This window comes from Leisingera sp. ANG-Vp (genome assembly GCF_000813725.1).
Taxonomy (GTDB): Bacteria; Pseudomonadota; Alphaproteobacteria; order Rhodobacterales; family Rhodobacteraceae; genus Leisingera.
On the sequence record NZ_JWLD01000045.1, the window covers coordinates 51,560 to 66,602 of the forward strand.

At 62.0% G+C, this 15,043-nt stretch carries 15 protein-coding genes; 2 read left to right on the top strand and 13 right to left on the bottom strand.

What is annotated here, in order from left to right; all coding sequences use genetic code 11:
• Positions 1 to 10: 10 nt before the first annotated feature.
• From RA20_RS15535 to RA20_RS15545, 3 genes are all read right to left on the bottom strand, one after another.
• Complete coding sequence (locus RA20_RS15535; RefSeq protein ID WP_039130758.1) at positions 11 to 706, bottom strand: fumarylacetoacetate hydrolase family protein; 696 nt, start codon at positions 704 to 706, stop codon at positions 11 to 13.
• A gap of 120 nt (positions 707 to 826) precedes the next feature.
• Entirely contained in the window at positions 827 to 1,864 is a 1,038-nt protein-coding gene (locus tag RA20_RS15540) for a sterol desaturase family protein (RefSeq protein WP_052249019.1), read from the bottom strand.
• Positions 1,865 to 1,899: 35 nt separating this feature from the next.
• Positions 1,900 to 2,736: a 3-methyl-2-oxobutanoate hydroxymethyltransferase gene (locus tag RA20_RS15545; protein WP_039130662.1), complete on the bottom strand. Its 837-nt coding sequence runs from the start codon at positions 2,734 to 2,736 to the stop codon at positions 1,900 to 1,902.
• Positions 2,737 to 2,849: 113 nt separating this feature from the next.
• Here RA20_RS15545 and RA20_RS15550 point away from each other — a divergent pair, with 113 nt between their 5' ends.
• On the top strand, positions 2,850 to 3,719 hold the full coding sequence (locus RA20_RS15550) for a LysR family transcriptional regulator (protein WP_039130665.1): 870 nt from the start codon (positions 2,850 to 2,852) through the stop codon (positions 3,717 to 3,719).
• A gap of 8 nt (positions 3,720 to 3,727) precedes the next feature.
• Here RA20_RS15550 and RA20_RS15555 read toward each other — a convergent pair whose 3' ends face one another.
• The 9 genes from RA20_RS15555 to RA20_RS15595 all read right to left on the bottom strand — a co-directional run bounded on the left by RA20_RS15555 (position 3,728) and on the right by RA20_RS15595 (position 12,987).
• Positions 3,728 to 4,741: an alpha/beta fold hydrolase gene (locus RA20_RS15555; protein WP_039130666.1), complete on the bottom strand. Its 1,014-nt coding sequence runs from the start codon at positions 4,739 to 4,741 to the stop codon at positions 3,728 to 3,730.
• A gap of 66 nt (positions 4,742 to 4,807) precedes the next feature.
• Positions 4,808 to 6,460 carry a BCCT family transporter gene (locus RA20_RS15560; protein ID WP_039130668.1) on the bottom strand — a complete coding sequence of 551 codons (1,653 nt, stop codon included), beginning with the start codon at positions 6,458 to 6,460 and terminating at the stop codon, positions 4,808 to 4,810.
• 108 nt (positions 6,461 to 6,568) lie between these two features.
• A complete protein-coding gene (locus RA20_RS15565) occupies positions 6,569 to 7,366 on the bottom strand; it encodes an ABC transporter ATP-binding protein (RefSeq protein WP_039130671.1) in 798 nt (265 codons plus the stop codon).
• Between the two features lie 36 nt (positions 7,367 to 7,402).
• The gene (locus RA20_RS15570) at positions 7,403 to 8,458 is read right to left on the bottom strand and encodes an ABC transporter substrate-binding protein (RefSeq protein WP_052249020.1); all 1,056 of its coding nucleotides are present in this window, start codon (positions 8,456 to 8,458) and stop codon (positions 7,403 to 7,405) included.
• A gap of 69 nt (positions 8,459 to 8,527) precedes the next feature.
• Entirely contained in the window at positions 8,528 to 9,373 is an 846-nt protein-coding gene (locus RA20_RS15575; RefSeq protein ID WP_039130674.1) for an ABC transporter permease, read from the bottom strand.
• A 23-nt stretch (positions 9,374 to 9,396) separates the two neighbouring features.
• The gene (locus RA20_RS15580) at positions 9,397 to 10,839 is read right to left on the bottom strand and encodes a glutamine synthetase family protein (protein WP_039130676.1); all 1,443 of its coding nucleotides are present in this window, start codon (positions 10,837 to 10,839) and stop codon (positions 9,397 to 9,399) included.
• 173 nt (positions 10,840 to 11,012) lie between these two features.
• A complete protein-coding gene (locus RA20_RS15585; protein ID WP_039130679.1) occupies positions 11,013 to 11,411 on the bottom strand; it encodes a cupin domain-containing protein in 399 nt (132 codons plus the stop codon).
• Between the two features lie 3 nt (positions 11,412 to 11,414).
• Complete coding sequence (gloA, locus tag RA20_RS15590; protein WP_039130681.1) at positions 11,415 to 11,852, bottom strand: lactoylglutathione lyase; 438 nt, start codon at positions 11,850 to 11,852, stop codon at positions 11,415 to 11,417.
• 19 nt (positions 11,853 to 11,871) lie between these two features.
• Positions 11,872 to 12,987 (bottom strand): aromatic ring-hydroxylating oxygenase subunit alpha, encoded by a 1,116-nt coding sequence (locus RA20_RS15595; protein WP_039130684.1) that lies wholly within the window; start codon positions 12,985 to 12,987, stop codon positions 11,872 to 11,874.
• Positions 12,988 to 13,448: 461 nt separating this feature from the next.
• Here RA20_RS15595 and RA20_RS15600 point away from each other — a divergent pair, with 461 nt between their 5' ends.
• Positions 13,449 to 13,988, top strand: a complete 540-nt coding sequence (locus tag RA20_RS15600) for an Lrp/AsnC family transcriptional regulator (RefSeq protein WP_052249021.1) — start codon at positions 13,449 to 13,451, stop codon at positions 13,986 to 13,988.
• A 93-nt stretch (positions 13,989 to 14,081) separates the two neighbouring features.
• On the opposite strand, the gene RA20_RS15605 is transcribed toward RA20_RS15600, so the two are convergent.
• On the bottom strand, positions 14,082 to 14,993 hold the full coding sequence (locus RA20_RS15605; protein WP_039130687.1) for a LysR family transcriptional regulator: 912 nt from the start codon (positions 14,991 to 14,993) through the stop codon (positions 14,082 to 14,084).
• Positions 14,994 to 15,043: the final 50 nt, after the last annotated feature.

Genomic DNA, 15,043 nt, shown 5'->3' on the forward strand with positions numbered 1-15,043 from the left:
AGATCCAGGCCTAGCGGATGATCTCAACCTGCAGCGGCTGCAGGCCCTGGCACGCGGCCAGCAGGCAGTCGCCCGGAACCACAGGGCCCACCCCTTCGGGAGTGCCGGTGAAAATCAGGTCGCCGGCCTGCAGCGTCAGATAACGGGACAGCTCGGCAATGGTTTCTTCGGTTTTCCAAATCATCTCCGACAGGTCGCCGGACTGGCGCAGAGCACCGTTCACCTGCAAGCTGATGGCACCGGATTGAGGCAGAGAGGCGGGAGTGAACCGGGTCATCTCCCCAATCGCTGCGGAGCCGTCAAACCCCTTGCCCATATCCCAGGGCCGGCCTGATTTCTTGGCTTGGCCTTGAAGGTCGCGGCGGGTGAATTCGATGCCGAGGGCGGCGCCAAAGAGATGGTCCAGTGCCTGATCGGCGGGGATGTCGCGGCCGCCGGACTTCAATCCGACAACCATTTCGACCTCGTGATGCAAGTCCCCGGTCAGCGGCGGGTAGGGCAGCTGCAGGCTGCTGCCGGCCAGGATGGCATCCGCAGGCTTGGTGAAGAAGAACGGGGGCTCGCGGCTGGGATCGGCCCCCATCTCCAGCGCATGGGCCGCGTAATTGCGCCCGACGCAGAAGATACGGTTGACGGGGAAAACAGTGTCCGAGCCTGCAACCGGCACCACGGAGCGGTCTGCGATTGGGAAAGCGTAGTTGTTCATGGCGGCCTGCCCTTTCAAGAACACGTCTGGGTCATTCTGCGCGGCAGGTTATGGCCGCAAAGCTTGCCAAGTCATTCACTGCAGTTCCCCGCTGGTCAAGTGCAGCAGAGCCGGGGGGAGTCAGCCCTTGCCCTGCGCGTGCATCTCCCGTTTGCGGTTTCGGGTGCGGCGGGTCGCCTCCTCGGATCCGTCGTGGTAGGTGCCGAACCACTTGTCCCAGGGCATTTCCGCGTTGCCGTAGTTGCACTCGTAGTAGCGGTGATGCAGCTGGTGGAAGAAGGCGCCGATCAGCAAGGCCTGGCGGTCGCGGGCCCAGATCGCCTCGTAGCCGGAGTGCGACGAGGCGGCGCCAAGCATCAGCCAGTACCCGAGGAAGATCATGTGGACCGGGTGGCTGGGCAGCACCAGAACGATCAGGATCGCGCTGAGGTAGCCGAAGGCCTCGACCGGGTGCATCGACATGCCGGACCAGGGGCCGGTGTTGACGTTGCGGTGATGCACCGCGTGGACGTGCCGGTAGATGAAGGGCTGATGCAGGAACAGGTGCACAACGTAGAAATGGAAGCTCTGCCAGATTGCCAGGACCGGGAACAGGGCGATGAACCAGACGGGATGCGCGGTGAAGCTGAGGGTGCCGATAAACCCGCTGGCATAGGTCCAGCGCAGGAAGCACTCCAGAATGGACAGGAAGGTCGCGCCGAAGACCATGGAGTAGTAGATGTTATCCCAGGTCTGGTAGCCGAACTTATAGAGCGCGTTTTTGCGCTTGGCATAGGGGCGCGGGTCGTATTTCAACAGCTTGCCCTGGCCGTCGATGCCGTAGAACCACAGGTGCAAGCCCCCGGCAACGATCAGCAGCAGCACCCAGTTGCGCAGGAAAACCCAAGCCATCCAGTCAAAGGCGAAACCAGCTTGCGCTTCTGTGACCGGCTGCAGCCAGAAAGCCACCGCAAAGGCCAGTGCCACATAAATCGAGCGGTCGGAGACCTGCAGCCAGTTTTGCCAGAGCCATTTCGCCAGCGTGCCGGGCTTGGGCGGCCAATACCAGTAGGGCGCGTGTTTCACCGGCAGCTCTGGATGCCAGTGCCATTCGCGGCTCATCGGGCCGGGTTCCTGCCGTTCGGCCTGCGAGGAGGCGTTTACGTCTGTGGTGGTCATGAATGCGGTCCTGTTCTGTATGCCTGGCGGCGGAGTCAGCGGTGGAAGGGCGTGCGCTTGTCCAGCAGTTCGCGCAGTTTCGCGTGTTCTCCCGGTTTCATGGCGATGCTGGTGGCGGCATCCGGGTAGGAACCATCAAGTACCGCCGTGCGGTAAGCCTGCAGGCCCTTCAGCCGTTCCGCCTCCAGCTGGCTGCGGACGCTGGCCATATCTGCAAAGGCCTTGGCATGGCGCGGCGGGTTGGGGGTGTCGCCGCAGGCGTCCTCCTGGAACAGGAAGATCACATCCGCCGCCCCGCCGGAGCCGATCGAATGGGTGACCAGCCCGGTGCGGGGGCTGATCTCGGCAATCGCCTCGTCCGCGACACATTCCAGCTCCACCGCATAGGCGCCTGCATCTTCCAGGCGGCGCAGGTCTTCGGCCAGCTTCATCGCCTCCTCGGCGGTGCGGCCATAGGCCCGCAGACCGCCGATCTGTGTCGACAGGCGCGGCACCAGGCCGAGGTGGCCCTGCACGCTAAGACCTTCGTCGGCCAGTTTCTCAACCGCTTTGAAGCTGCGCAGGGTGTAGACGGCGTCGGCTCCAGCAGCGGCGGCGCTGATGCCTGCGCGCAGGATCTCGTCATGCGTGGCATAGTCGCTGGCCATCAGCGCGGCGGTGGTGAAGGTGTTGGGGGCTCCGGCGCGGACCTCGGCAATATCGTGGTCAACGATGGACAGGTGGTCGATGCCCGCAGCCTCGGCCGTGGCGGCCTCAATCCGGTTGGTTGCGGTGGTCTGGACAAATTTGCGCCGGCCTTTGCCCGCTACAATGTCCGCAACCGTCAGGTTGCGCAGCGCCGGGTAGCCGCCGAATGTGTAGATGCGTTTCATGGCGTGGCGGCCTCCTTGCCGCGGCTGTGGGGTTGGAACAGTGATAAGGGGGTGACGCGCGCAAAGTAAAACGAGTAAAACAGCCAAAAATCACAAAGAAAATTTGGTGATAAATGCGGAAACTGCCCAATCTGGTCTGGTTGCGCTCGTTTGAGAGCGCGGCGCAGCATCTGAGTTTTACCGACGCGGCGCAGGAGCTGGGAATGACCCAGACCGCGGTCAGCCTGCATGTGCGCTCGCTGGAGGCGGAGCTGGGATGCAAGCTGTTCACCCGCGCGGCGCGGCGGCTGACATTGACCGAAATGGGCAAAGCCTATGCCTATTCGCTGCGGCAGGCGCTGGGGGATATGGCGATTTCGACCGCCAGCCTGTTTGGCACAGAGACTGAGCAAGTTCTGACCGTAAGGGTTCCGATGTCGACCGCAGGTTTGTGGCTTGCGCACCGGTTGCCGGAATTCGCTGAGCGGCATCCAGGCATCTCAGTCCGGATGGTGTCCAATATCTGGGCGGGAACGGAGGCGCCGGAGAATGTCGATGTGGAGCTGCGCTTTGGTTCCGGCGGCTGGGATGGCGGCGAGGTGCGGAGGATTTCACAGGAGAGGCTGGTTCCGGTGCGTGCGGCGGGCAGCGGTTTCCTTAGTCCGGAAGCCTTGCGGCAGGGGCCCTTGGTTCAGATCCTTGGGTTTGAGGACATGCTGTTGCGGTATCTGAATGCGCACGGCTGCATGCCGCTGCAAGAGGCGGCCAGGTTTGCGGTGGATACCACGGTGGCAGCACTCGACATTGTTGCAGCAGGCGGCGGTTATGCCGTGGTCGTGGAACGGTTTGCCCGCATGGCGATGGAAACGGGCAAGGCCATTTCCATTGCCGGGGATCCGGTTCCGATCGATCAGGCACACTATCTGGTCAGCGTGCCTGCCCGGGCGTCCAGCGAGGCTGCCAAGCAGCTGTTCGAGGCCTGGCTTGAAGAGGTTTTTGCCTGAGCCTGCTGCTAATCCTCCAGCAGTTCGCGGATATTGGCATCCAGCTGCGCGGTGAAGCCAGCATCATTGCCCGGGTTGGCGGCGCAATGCCCCCAGGGGGAGTCATAGGGGCGGAAGATGGCGTTGGGCATGTGGCGGGCTTCGATCCCGTTGTCTTCAGGCGGGAAGTAGAGGTCCTGGGTGCAGGGCATCAGAATGGCGCGGGCCTTGATGGCTTTCAATGCAGCTTCGAAGTCGCCGTTGTAGAGCGGCCCCGCAGAGATGTCTCCGGCCTGCCAGGTGGCAAGCTTAGTCAAGAGGTTGTTGGCGTCCCAGCCCTGCACATGGTCCTGCTCCCAGTCCTGCAGCAGGTCCTCTATGGTTTCGAACCCCAGCTGCCGGTAGAGATGCGCGCGGTAGAAGGTCTGCGAAAACGCCCAGCCGGCATAGACCCGGCCAAAGGCTTTGAGCCCGGCTTCGGGCGGGCTGGTGTAGTTGCCGCCGTTCCAGGTTTGATCGGCGCAGAGGGCCGCTTTCACGCCTTCGAGGAAGACGAAATTGTGCGGCGAGGTCTTGGCCGAGGCGCAGAACGGCAGGATCGCCTGCACCATGTCCGGGTATTGCGCCGCCCATTGGTAGGACTGGCAGCCGGCCATGGACCAGCCCGCCACCAGGGCGATTCGCTCGATGCCAAGGTGATCGTGGATCAGCCGGTGCTGGGCGGCGATATTGTCCCACATCTGCACCAGCGGAAAGCGGGGGCCGTCTTGCGGAGCCGGAGTATTGGAAGGCGAGGAGGAGCGGCCATTGCCGAACAGATTGGGGCTGACGATGAAATGCTTTGCCGGGTCGATGGCGCGGCTGGGGCCAAAGAAGCCCTCGTTGCGGGAATTGGTGCCGGTGTAGAAGGTGGGCAGCACGATGACATTGTCGCGTGCGGGCGACAGGGTGCCATAGGTCTGATAGGCGAGCTTCGCGTCTTTCAGCACCTGTCCTGACAGCAGCGGAAAGTCACCCAGGTCAAAGATTTCATAGTCCGGCATTTTGTGGCTCTTCTGGTTTGAAAAAGGGGGCTGCCCCCGGCCTGAATCCAAGCCGGGGGCGGGGGCTTACTCTGCGGGGCTGGTGCTTTCACCGCCGCGGCGGGCGCGCATGCCGTCGCGGATCACCGCCTTGAACAGGGCGATGCCCATCAGCGCCATCACCACCGAGAAGGGCAGCGCGCCGATGATCATCGCGGTGTTGATCGCGCCCAGGCCGCCGGCCGCCAGCAGGGTGCCGATCACCAGCGTCAGGGCGGCGCCCCAGACGATGATGTGGATTTTCGGCTTCTGCTGCGCATCGCCGCCGGCTGCGATGGTGTTGATGATCAGCACCGCCGAGTCCGCCGAGGTCACCAGGTAGGTGAGCAGCAGCACAACGATGACCGCAGTCATCAAAAGCGCCAGGCCGGAGGGCAGCATATGGTTGATCATTGCAAACAGCTGCGAGGAGAGGCCCGCGCCGGTGATCGCATCCCCCGCATCGCCGTTCAGCGTCAGGTCGATGGCGGTGCCGCCAACAAAGGTGAACCAGACGAAACACATCAGCGACGGCACGATCATCGCACCCAGAACGTACTCGCGGAAGGTCCGCCCGCGGGAGATGCGGGCCAGGAACAGCCCGACAAAGGGGGCGAATGCGATCCACCAGGCCCAGTAAAAGATGGTCCAGCCGCCCTGCCAGCCGGCCAGCTGCGTCGCGACGCTGTCCGCGGCGCCGTCGCCTTTCCAGACGGTGACCGCCATGGCCGGGAAGCTGATCACATAATCCCAGAGGCCGACAAACAGGCTTTGCAGCGCAAAGAGGGTCGAGCCGAAGATCAGGAAGAAGGCGAGCAGGAAGAAGGACAGCCCCATGTTGATGTTGGAGAGCCACTTGATCCCCTTGCCGACGCCGGACAGCGCCGAGAGGGTGGAGGCCAGCATCACGATGCCAAGCGCGATGATCATCGCGGTGATGGTGGGAGCGCCTTCGGCGTCCATCATCCACTCGGCGCCGGTGATGTTGAAGATGCCGGAGGCAAACTGCGACACGCCGTAGCCCAGCGTCACCGAGACGCCAAGGATGGTGGCAATAACCGAGACGATGTCGATGGCATGGCCCAAGGGGCCGGAGAGCGCATTGCCGAACAGCGGCGCCAGGCCAGACCGGATGGTCAGCGGCAGCCCGCGGGAGTAGCTGAAAAAGCCGAGCGTCAGCCCGACGATGGCGTAACAGCCCCAGGCAGAGAACCCCCAATGCATGAAGGACCATTTGTAGGCGGAGCGGACGCTGCCGGCGGTGGAGCCTTCGGCCTGGCCCTGGATCACGTCCGGGTTGGTGGCAAAGTGGTAGATCGGTTCAGCCGTGGCATAGGTCAGCATGCCAATGCCGATCCCGGCGCCGAACATCATGGAAAACCAGGAGAAATTGGAAAACTCCGGTTTTTCTCCGGCGGTGCCCAGCTTCAGACGTCCGGTGGCGGGCCAGATGGCCAGCGCGACGCAGACCACGATGTAAAACGCCATCACATACATGTACCAGCTGCCGGTATTGGCATCGATGGCGCCGCGGATGCTTTTCAGCACCGCGCCGGCCTGATCCGGCCAGACCGCGGCCCAAAGGATCAGGAGACCAATGGCAATCTTTGAACCCAGGGCGACCATCCTGTTGAACCCGCGGTAGAACCCCTGGTCGTGGGTCTCTATGTGCAGGTCCGTTATCGGTGGTTTTATCGGCATCTAAAATTCCTTCCTGTCGGTATTGGAGTGCCTTGCGTTTGCCGCAAGTGCGGTTTTGCGGCCCGTTCGGGCCAGCAGAGTTCGTGAAGTCCCTATTTCACGTATCGGTCAGGCGTCCTCTTCCTGCTTGGCTTCGCCGCGCATCAGCTGCATGATCTCACGCTCGCATTCGGGGTAGCCTTCGAGTTCGACCAGATCCTCCTTGCTGCGGATCTCTTTGCCCTTCTTGAAATCCAGTTCGAGGATAGTCTTCAGGCGGCCCGGGTGGGCGGAGAGGAAGACGATGCGGTCGGCAAGAAAGATTGCCTCCTGAATGTCATGGGTGACCAGCAGGATGGTGGTCTGGGTGGTGCGCATGATGTCCAGCAGCATTTCCTGCATGTGCCAGCGGGTTTCGGCATCCAGCGCTCCGTAGGGTTCATCCATCAAGAGGATTTCCGGCGCATTGGCCAGGGTGCGGGCGATGGCGACGCGTTGCTTCATGCCGCCGGAGAGGGTCTTGGGGTAGGCGTCGCGGAACTTGGTCAGATGCACCAGGTCGATGTAATGCAGTGCGCGTTCGCGGCGTTCCGCCTTGGGGATGCCGTTCAGTTTCATGCCGTATTCGACGTTTTCCAGCACCGTGAGCCAGGGAAACGACGTGTAGCTTTGAAATACCATGCCGCGTTCCCGCGCCGGGCCGTGGATCGGGCGGCCCTCCAGGCTGAGAGTGCCGCTGGTGGGGGTGTGGAGGCCCGCGACGATGTTGAGAAGCGTGGACTTGCCGCAGCCCGAAGGGCCCAGGAGCACGCAAAGCTCGTTGCGGGCCACCGAGAAGGACACATCGCGCAAGGCCTCGACCCCGCCGCCGCGTGTGGGGAATGTCTTGCAGACATTCTGGACGGATAGAATGGTGCTGGATTGCATGATGCGCCCCTCTTTTCTGGTTGGGTCCGAGGTGGATCAGCCGCGGTAGCCGCTGTCGTAAAGCTCCTTGTGCAGGCTGCATTCGACGCCGGTTTCGGGTGCTTTGACCTCTTGGATCAGGCCGAATTTGACCCACCATTCGCTGACCAGGTTCCAGTGGTCCGACATCTGGCCGTTGGTCTGCTCAAACGGCGGATTGCCCGGGGCCGCGCCGCAGAACTGCGCAGCTTCGATGAAGTCATAGACATAGAGGCCCCCATCCAATGAGGTGCCGTCCTTGCCCAGAACAAGCTCGACGTCCGAGATGCTCATTCCCATGCCCTTGGCGATGATCTCATTGCCTTCGGCCGGGTTCTCCTTCCACCAGGCGATGGCGTCATACATCGCCTGCATGGTTTTCAGAGCTACGTCGCGGCGGTCGTTGATCAGCGCGTTGCTCATGTAGTGGCCATCCGCGACCACGGCATTTTTCAACCAGAAGGGTTCGTCCGACTGGGTCAGGATGCTGGCGCCTTCCAGCGCCTTCAGTGTGTTGGTGCCATAGGGTTCCCAGAATTCAGAGGCTGCCACGCCGCCGCCGATCATGGCGGCAAATGCATCGTCGGCGATGATGTTGCGGTAGACGACCGAGTCATAGGCGGCGCCGTTCTGCTCCAGCCACATGGCGACATAGATCTGCGCCAGCCCGCCTTCGAGCACCGCAACCTCTTTGCCGGCCAGGTCGGCGGCGCTTTCAATGCCGGGGCCCGCGACGACCTTGTCGGTGCCGTTCGAAAGGTTGCCAAAGGCCACCAGCTTGACCGGCAGGCCGCGCTCGACGCCAACAGGGGTGAATTCGGCGGTGGAGGAAACCACGTCAAGCTGCCCGGCGGCAACCAGATTGAAGCTTTCATAGGGGTCTTCGATGGTCTGGTATTGGATGTCCAGATCCGGGGCTAGGCCCTTTTCCGCCGCGATGTGCCAGAAGCCGTAGCCTGGCCAGGTGAAGCCCGCGATCTTGACGCTTTCTGCGGCCCATGCGGGCGCGGCGGCGCTTGCCAGTGCGAGGGCTGCAATGCAGCCGCTGGCGGATTTCAGCAGTTTCTTGGTCATCGTCACGATACCTCCCTTGCGACGTCATTTTGATTTTTGGCTTGTTGTTTTGAGTTCTGCTCCGGCTCCTCAGGAATATTCGTCGAGATACTGGAATGCCCGGCGGTGCAGCGCCCGCAGCAGGTAGTCGAAGATCAGCCCCAGCAGGCCGATCACCAGGATGCCGGCCATGATCTGATCCACATGCAGGAAGCGTTTGGCGCGCATCATCATGGCGCCGATGCCGGCGTCGGCGGCGGTGATCTCGGCGATCACCAGATAGGTCCAGCTGACCGCCAGCATCTGGCGCATGGCGATCACGATGTTGGGGAGCGCTGCCGGGACTACGACCGTGCGCAGCACCTGCCAGCGGGAGCCGCCCAGGGTCACGGATGTGTTGATCAGATCCTTCGGCACCGCCTTTGTATGGTCGGCAATCAGGGTGATCAGGAACCAGATTACACCGATGAACAAGAGTGCCAGCTTTTGCGCGTCGCCCGCCCCGAACCACATCAGCAACAGGGGAATGAAGGAAGGGGCGGGCAGGTAGCGCCAAGCCGAAACGAAGGGGGAGAAAAACGCCTCGACCGACTTGAACGCGCCCATCAGGATGCCGAGCGGCACCGCCACGGCGCAGGCCAGGGCAAAGCTGAACATCACCCGCCAGACACTGACCAGCACATCGCCGAGAAAACCGTTCTCGGCAAAGAGCGTGTAAAGCGCTGTCAGGACCTTGCCGGGCCCTGGCAGCAGGATTGCGGGCATCACGCCGGACCAGGCGGCGATCTGCCAGATGGCAAAGAACAGGACCCAGACCGCCACCCCGAGGGTGAGGCGCCAGGACGCGGGGATATCCGATTTGAACTCGAAGATCCGCAGTTTCGGGCGCGTGTCCTTGGCCCGGGTTGCTGGTAAAGTCCGAAGGGCCTGGGTCATAGGTCTGTCCTTTGCTGGGAGGATTAGTAGAGGCGCAGGTATTCCTGCACTTCCCAGTCGGTGACGGACTGGTGGTAGCGCTCCCATTCGTCGTTCTTGTATTCGAGGTACGACTTGCGCATCACCGGGCCCATCACATGTTCGGCCATCTCGTCATGGCGCAGCGCCTCGATGGCGTTGAACAGGGTGCGGGGCAGGCGGCGGATGCCCAGTTCCTGCAACTCGGCTTCGGTCTTCGAGTACAGATCGAAGTCGGTCGGCTTGCCCGGGTCGATCTTGTGTTTGATGCCCTTCAGCGCGCAGCTCAGGTGCATCGCCATCGCCAGGTAGACGTTCATGGTCATGTCGCAGGCGCGGTTTTCGATGCAGTGGCGGCTTTGCGGCAGGCGGAACTGGGCCGAGCGGTTGTTGAAGCCGTAGGTGATGTTGGTCGGCGCCCAGGTGACGGTGCCGCCCTCGAAACCGCCCACCCGCGGCACCAGGCCGTTGTAGGAGTTCACGGTCGGGCAGGTGATCGCGGTGATCGCCTCGGCATGGCTCATCAGCCCGCCCACGGCCCAGCGGCTTTCGTCGGACCAGTCGCTGCCGTCGGCGGTTTCAAAGATGTTCTCGCCGGGGCGGCTGTCATGCTGCATCGACATGTTGATATGCGCGCCGGAGCGCCAGTCGCCCACCGTCGGCTTCGGCATGAAGGTCACGAACATGCCGTGCTTCTTGGCCACTTCCTTGAGGGTGATGCGCAGGAAGGCCAGCCGGTCCGACATCTCCAGCATGTTGGTATAGTGGAAATCCAGCTCAAACTGGGAATAGGCGCCCTCGGCCACCACGTCGTGCAGGTTCCAGCCCAGGCCCTCGATGATGTCGATCATGTCCTTCAGGAAGGGCATCGAGTCGATCGAATATTCCACGTCATAGCCAAAGGCCTGGCGGCGCGGCGAGATGGCCTTGCCCAGATCGTCGTCGAAGGCTTTCACCGGCAGGCCGTTCTCGTCGTATTTCATCACGATGAATTCGGGTTCGACGCCGGCAAATCCGGTATAGCCTTCCAGCTTGGCCTCATGCATGGCGCGCTTCAGGGCCTGGCGCGAGCAGACGTTGTAGGGCGCGTCTTCCCAGTAGAGATCCGAGAAGATGATCGCCATCGAGGTGTCCCAGGGGCAGACATAGACGGCGTCCAGATCCGGCACCACCACCTGGTCGCTGTCGGCGGGGCTGAGTTCCGGCACAAAGGAGATCGAATGCACTGCGAACTGCGGGCCCTTGCCCAGGCAGAGCGGTTCGAAATCGCTCATCGGCACCGGTTTGGTCTTGGGGATGCCGTGCAGGTCGATCCAGGCCGCCATGACGTATTTAACGCCGGCCGCTTCCAGCCGCTCGCGCACTTCGGGGATCCGGGGGCGGTTGCGCTCTACCGCGTCGTGGAAGCTTTCGTAATAGATCTTCGCTTCGGGATTGGCTTTCAGCATGGTTGTTCCTCCCATTGATTGGCGCGCGGGGAATGGCACAGGGGCGCCGTTCACTGCCGGGGGCCGGTCAGCGTTGTTTCGGTTTCGTTTTCTGCAGTTACCCGGCGAAAAGGGCGGGCAACCCGTCGCCCGGGGCTCGGACTAGGGTGCCCAGTCGCCAGGAGCGGCGTTTCTTAGCCGGGGACAAAGTCCGACGGGTCGATGCCCGGAACCTCGGTGATCCCGGCCAGCTGTTTCCAGTTGTGCGGATAGGCGGCGTAGAAGATCACGCATTTGCCGTCCGCCTCGTATGAGATGTGGTTGTCCTTGGGCACAAACAGCACGTCGCCACGGTTGCAGATGTACTCCTTGCCGTCGCAGACCAGGCGGAAGGTGCCCTCCAGGCAGTAGATGATCTCGTCGCAGGTCAGGTCCCACGGCACCTTGATGTTGTTCAAAACATTGATGCCGCCGCACATGGACTTGCTGAATTCGCTGGTGACCATCGGCTTGATGTAAGTGTCGCTGTCGCCCATGGAGTCATAGCGCTCCTGGACCAGATCGAATTTGAAAAGCTGCGGTTGATCGCCCATGGGTTACTTCCCCTCGCTGGCCAGGTGTTTCAGGATGCTTTCGTTCAGTTCGACCTTGTAGCCGTCCGGGTCTTCGCAGAAGGCGATGACGCGGGTGCCGTTCTTCATCGGTCCCGGCGGGCGGGTGATGTTGACGCCGGCCGCTGCCAGCTGCTCGCAGGCGGCATAGACATCCGGGGTTTCGATGCAGATGTGGCCCCAGCCGTTGCCCTTGTCGTAAGGCTCTTCCTGTTCCCAGTTGGCAGTGAGTTCCAGCGTGGGGGACTCTGCCTCCGGGCCGTAGCCGATGAAGGTATTGGTGAATTTGCCTTCGGGGTAGTCGGTGCGGCGCAGCACCTCCATGCCCAGAATTCCGCAGTAGAATTCCAGCGATTTCTCCATGTCCATCACCCGCATCATCGTGTGGGCCAGGCGGAAACCCTTGGAAATGGGTTCACTCATGTGTCGTCTTCCTTTTGGTTCAGGCGTTCGCCGGGGCGGGGGCACCGTCACTGGCAATGTCGCGTTCGATCATGTCCTGGAAGGCGCGGACGCTGTCTTCCCAGGCCGGGGACAGCAGCCCGCCGTCATCGGCAACGGGGGATTTGCGGCCCTCAAACATGCGTTCGACCATCTCGTGGTCTTCTTTGTGGACATCCCACCACAGGTCCTTCAGCCCCTGGATCTCCTCGGCACTGAGCTCCTGCCCTTCGGTGGTGTACAGCGCGCGGTACTGGCGCATCTTGCCGGGCCCGACCGGCACGTTCAGATAGACACCCAGCTGATCGGGGAAATAGCGGCCCAGGATGAAGTTGGGATACAGCGTCAGATAGCGCGAGCTGACCGCCAGGCTGCCGGCGGTGCCGACCTCTTCCTTCAGGTCCACCGCACTGCCAAGACAGTTGCCATCGGTGATGGTGTAGTGATCTTCCAGCGGCTGATCGGTGGTGGAGGAATGCACGAACTGGACATGGTAGGGCTCGATGAAGTTCTCCATGATCAGTTTCCAGTTGGTGTCGATCTCGCCGAAATCGAGCAGGCCGATCGGCTCCAGCTTTTCGTAGTCGATGCCCTCCAAACGGCTGATCAGCGGCGCGGCATAGTCTTCGAACTCGGGCGCGCTGCCGTCCAGGTTGACGAAGATCCAGTCGTGCCAGACATGGGTCCGCACGGGCTTCAGCCGGTGCTCTTTAAGGTCGAAGCCGTCGAACTCCTGTTTGCCGGTGCCGGCAAAATGCGGCGCGGCGCGCAGGCGGCCCTCCAGGTCATAGGCCCAGGCGTGATAGGGGCAGCGGATCAGCTTGCCGACGTTCTTGGGCTTGTCGACCAGGGTCATGCAGCGGTGCAGGCAGACGTTGTGAAACACCTGGATCCCGCCGTCCTGGCCGCGCACTGTCAGCAGCGGCAGGCCGGCGCAGCTGACCGGGTGGGCGTCGCCGGGGTTGGCCACCTGATGGGCAAACCCGATGAACATCCAGTTCTTGGACAGCACCGTCTGGCATTCCTTCTGCCAGAACTCCTCGCTGCGGTAGGCCTCGGCGGTCAGCCCGTGTTCCGGCCCGCCAGCAACCTTTGTTCTCTCTTCGGCAATTGTCATTATTCCTCCCTTCGACACTGCCACATGCGCCCTGCCTTTGGTGCGGCCTGCGCATGGAACCTTTCCCTGTCTCCGGCTGTGCTGTCCGCAGGTTCTCAGCCGGGGGCAGGGGTTGAAGATCATGCTTACGAAAAGCGTACTACTTGGCAATAGTTTTTTACGTTTTTCGTTATGTGGTGGAATTTTCAAGTAAGAATCAGGAGGAATCTGTTCAGAAAGCGTCAAGAGGGTGCGAAATTCGCATGCAATCGCCAGATTGCTGCGGAGAATCGCAAGTTCGGCTGAAAACCACGGCGGAATCCGCTCTGTCCGGCTGGTGGTTTCTTGCATCCGCAGCCGGGGCGGGTGGAGTTCCCGTACTGTCCGGCTTTGAATCTGGGAATTTCCGCACGACCCGTTTGCGGATTCCGATGTGCTGGCCTAGTCTCGGCTGCGGAAACAGTAACCGGGCAGCAAGCAGCATGGCAGGAAAGCAGCAACCGTCTTCGCGCGTGAAACGCGCCAGTCAAAGCATCCGTTCACCGGGCGATGACCTCAACCAGCAGATCATCCGTCTGCTGCAGCATGACGGGCGGATGGCATTTTCCGAAATAGCTCAGAAACTGGATGTGTCGGAAGGCACGATCCGGAACCGGGTGAGCGGTTTGCGCGAAAACAACATGCTGCGGATCGTGGCGATGTCGGACCCAGTGGCCACGGAGTACACCACTGATGCGATGATCGGCATCAATGTGGCCCCAGGCGTGACACCGCGGCAAGTGGCGGAACGGCTTGAGAAAGATCAGCGTGTCGTTTTCATCCTCTGGGTGGCCGGACGCTACGATCTGATCGTCGAGCTGGTCAGCGATGACAGCGATGCGCTGAAAGGGTTCTTGGAGAGTGAAATTCACGGCAGCGATGATATCGCCGACGCCGATGTCATGCTGGGGCTGCAGAATTTCAAAAACCAGTTCCTGCTGAAGCGGGATATGCCGGAAGGCAATGGTTCGGCGGAAGAGTGACCGGCAAGGCCGGCCTCCCGCCTGTTCCAGCACATTTGGAAAATGCGCCTCACAGTTGGGCGTGGCGCCGGGCTGGTGCCCGGCGCGGTTGCGTCAGGTTTCTGAGGGTCCGCCGGGCCCTGGCTGGCAGCAGTCTTTCACATCCTGAACGAACAGTTCTACTGCACGGCGGTGCACCTGGATGCGCCGTGTAGCCAGGCAAAAGGGAGAATGCCAGCGCAACTGAGGGTGGCTGAGTTCACGCAGCTTGCCTGCTGATACCCAGGACTGCGCAAAGTGCGCGGGCAAGGGGCCAAGATACTGGCCGGTTCCGATCAGCATCGCCATGGCTTCCATATTGGCAACCACCGCTTTCGGTTCGGGGCTGCCAAGATCCGGGGAGACCAGCATGTCGTATGAGCGCTGGCAGAGCGGGTAGGGGGCAACCTGCTGCGGGGTCACCTCCTGCTCCGGCAGGGAGTACAGCGGGTGGGTCCCGCCGCAATAGAGGCGGTGCTCTTCGGTGCATAGCTCCTCATAAGTCAGGTCGGTGATCTGGTTGCGGAAGGGGGCGATGGCGGCATGCAGCTCACCTGTGATCAGCTGTTGGGTTAAATCGGCGGGCGAGGCGACGACAATTTCCAGCCGGACCTCGTTGGGACGGCTGAGAAACCGCTGCAGTGCCTGGGACAGGTTGAGGCCGGGCAGGCTATTTACGGCATCCACTACCCCAATGCGCAGATCGCCGGTGACTGCATCGCGCAGCTCCAGAAGCTCGGCGTCGAAGTCACGGGCGCTGCGCAGGATATCGCGCGCCTTCTGGTAGGCAATCTCGCCGCGTTCGGTCAGGCGGAAACCGCCGCGGCCGCGCTCGCAGACCCGGTAGCCGAGCGAGGTTTCCAGGTCGCGGATGCGGATGCTGATCGCCGACTGGGTGATCCCAAGCGCATATTGCGCATCGGAGAAGCCGCCGCATTCCACCACGGTGACAAAGGTTTCCAAGAGCGTGTTGCGCAGCAGTTTCATTGTGCGCCCTCCTTTGATCGGTCATCTGCTATTACATAAATTTCCTTCAT

Excerpts from the sequence above, each read along its gene's own strand:
- RA20_RS15535 (WP_039130758.1), bottom strand. The coding sequence starts at position 706 with ATGAACAACTACGCTTTCCCAATCGCAGACCGCTCCGTGGTGCCGGTT.
- RA20_RS15540 (WP_052249019.1), bottom strand. The coding sequence starts at position 1,864 with ATGACCACCACAGACGTAAACGCCTCCTCGCAGGCCGAACGGCAGGAA.
- RA20_RS15545 (WP_039130662.1), bottom strand. The coding sequence starts at position 2,736 with ATGAAACGCATCTACACATTCGGCGGCTACCCGGCGCTGCGCAACCTG.
- RA20_RS15550 (WP_039130665.1), top strand. The coding sequence starts at position 2,850 with ATGCGGAAACTGCCCAATCTGGTCTGGTTGCGCTCGTTTGAGAGCGCG.
- RA20_RS15555 (WP_039130666.1), bottom strand. The coding sequence starts at position 4,741 with ATGCCGGACTATGAAATCTTTGACCTGGGTGACTTTCCGCTGCTGTCA.
- RA20_RS15560 (WP_039130668.1), bottom strand. The coding sequence starts at position 6,460 with ATGCCGATAAAACCACCGATAACGGACCTGCACATAGAGACCCACGAC.
- RA20_RS15565 (WP_039130671.1), bottom strand. The coding sequence starts at position 7,366 with ATGCAATCCAGCACCATTCTATCCGTCCAGAATGTCTGCAAGACATTC.
- RA20_RS15570 (WP_052249020.1), bottom strand. The coding sequence starts at position 8,458 with ATGACCAAGAAACTGCTGAAATCCGCCAGCGGCTGCATTGCAGCCCTC.
- RA20_RS15575 (WP_039130674.1), bottom strand. The coding sequence starts at position 9,373 with ATGACCCAGGCCCTTCGGACTTTACCAGCAACCCGGGCCAAGGACACG.
- RA20_RS15580 (WP_039130676.1), bottom strand. The coding sequence starts at position 10,839 with ATGCTGAAAGCCAATCCCGAAGCGAAGATCTATTACGAAAGCTTCCAC.
- RA20_RS15585 (WP_039130679.1), bottom strand. The coding sequence starts at position 11,411 with ATGGGCGATCAACCGCAGCTTTTCAAATTCGATCTGGTCCAGGAGCGC.
- gloA (WP_039130681.1), bottom strand. The coding sequence starts at position 11,852 with ATGAGTGAACCCATTTCCAAGGGTTTCCGCCTGGCCCACACGATGATG.
- RA20_RS15595 (WP_039130684.1), bottom strand. The coding sequence starts at position 12,987 with ATGACAATTGCCGAAGAGAGAACAAAGGTTGCTGGCGGGCCGGAACAC.
- RA20_RS15600 (WP_052249021.1), top strand. The coding sequence starts at position 13,449 with ATGGCAGGAAAGCAGCAACCGTCTTCGCGCGTGAAACGCGCCAGTCAA.
- RA20_RS15605 (WP_039130687.1), bottom strand. The coding sequence starts at position 14,993 with ATGAAACTGCTGCGCAACACGCTCTTGGAAACCTTTGTCACCGTGGTG.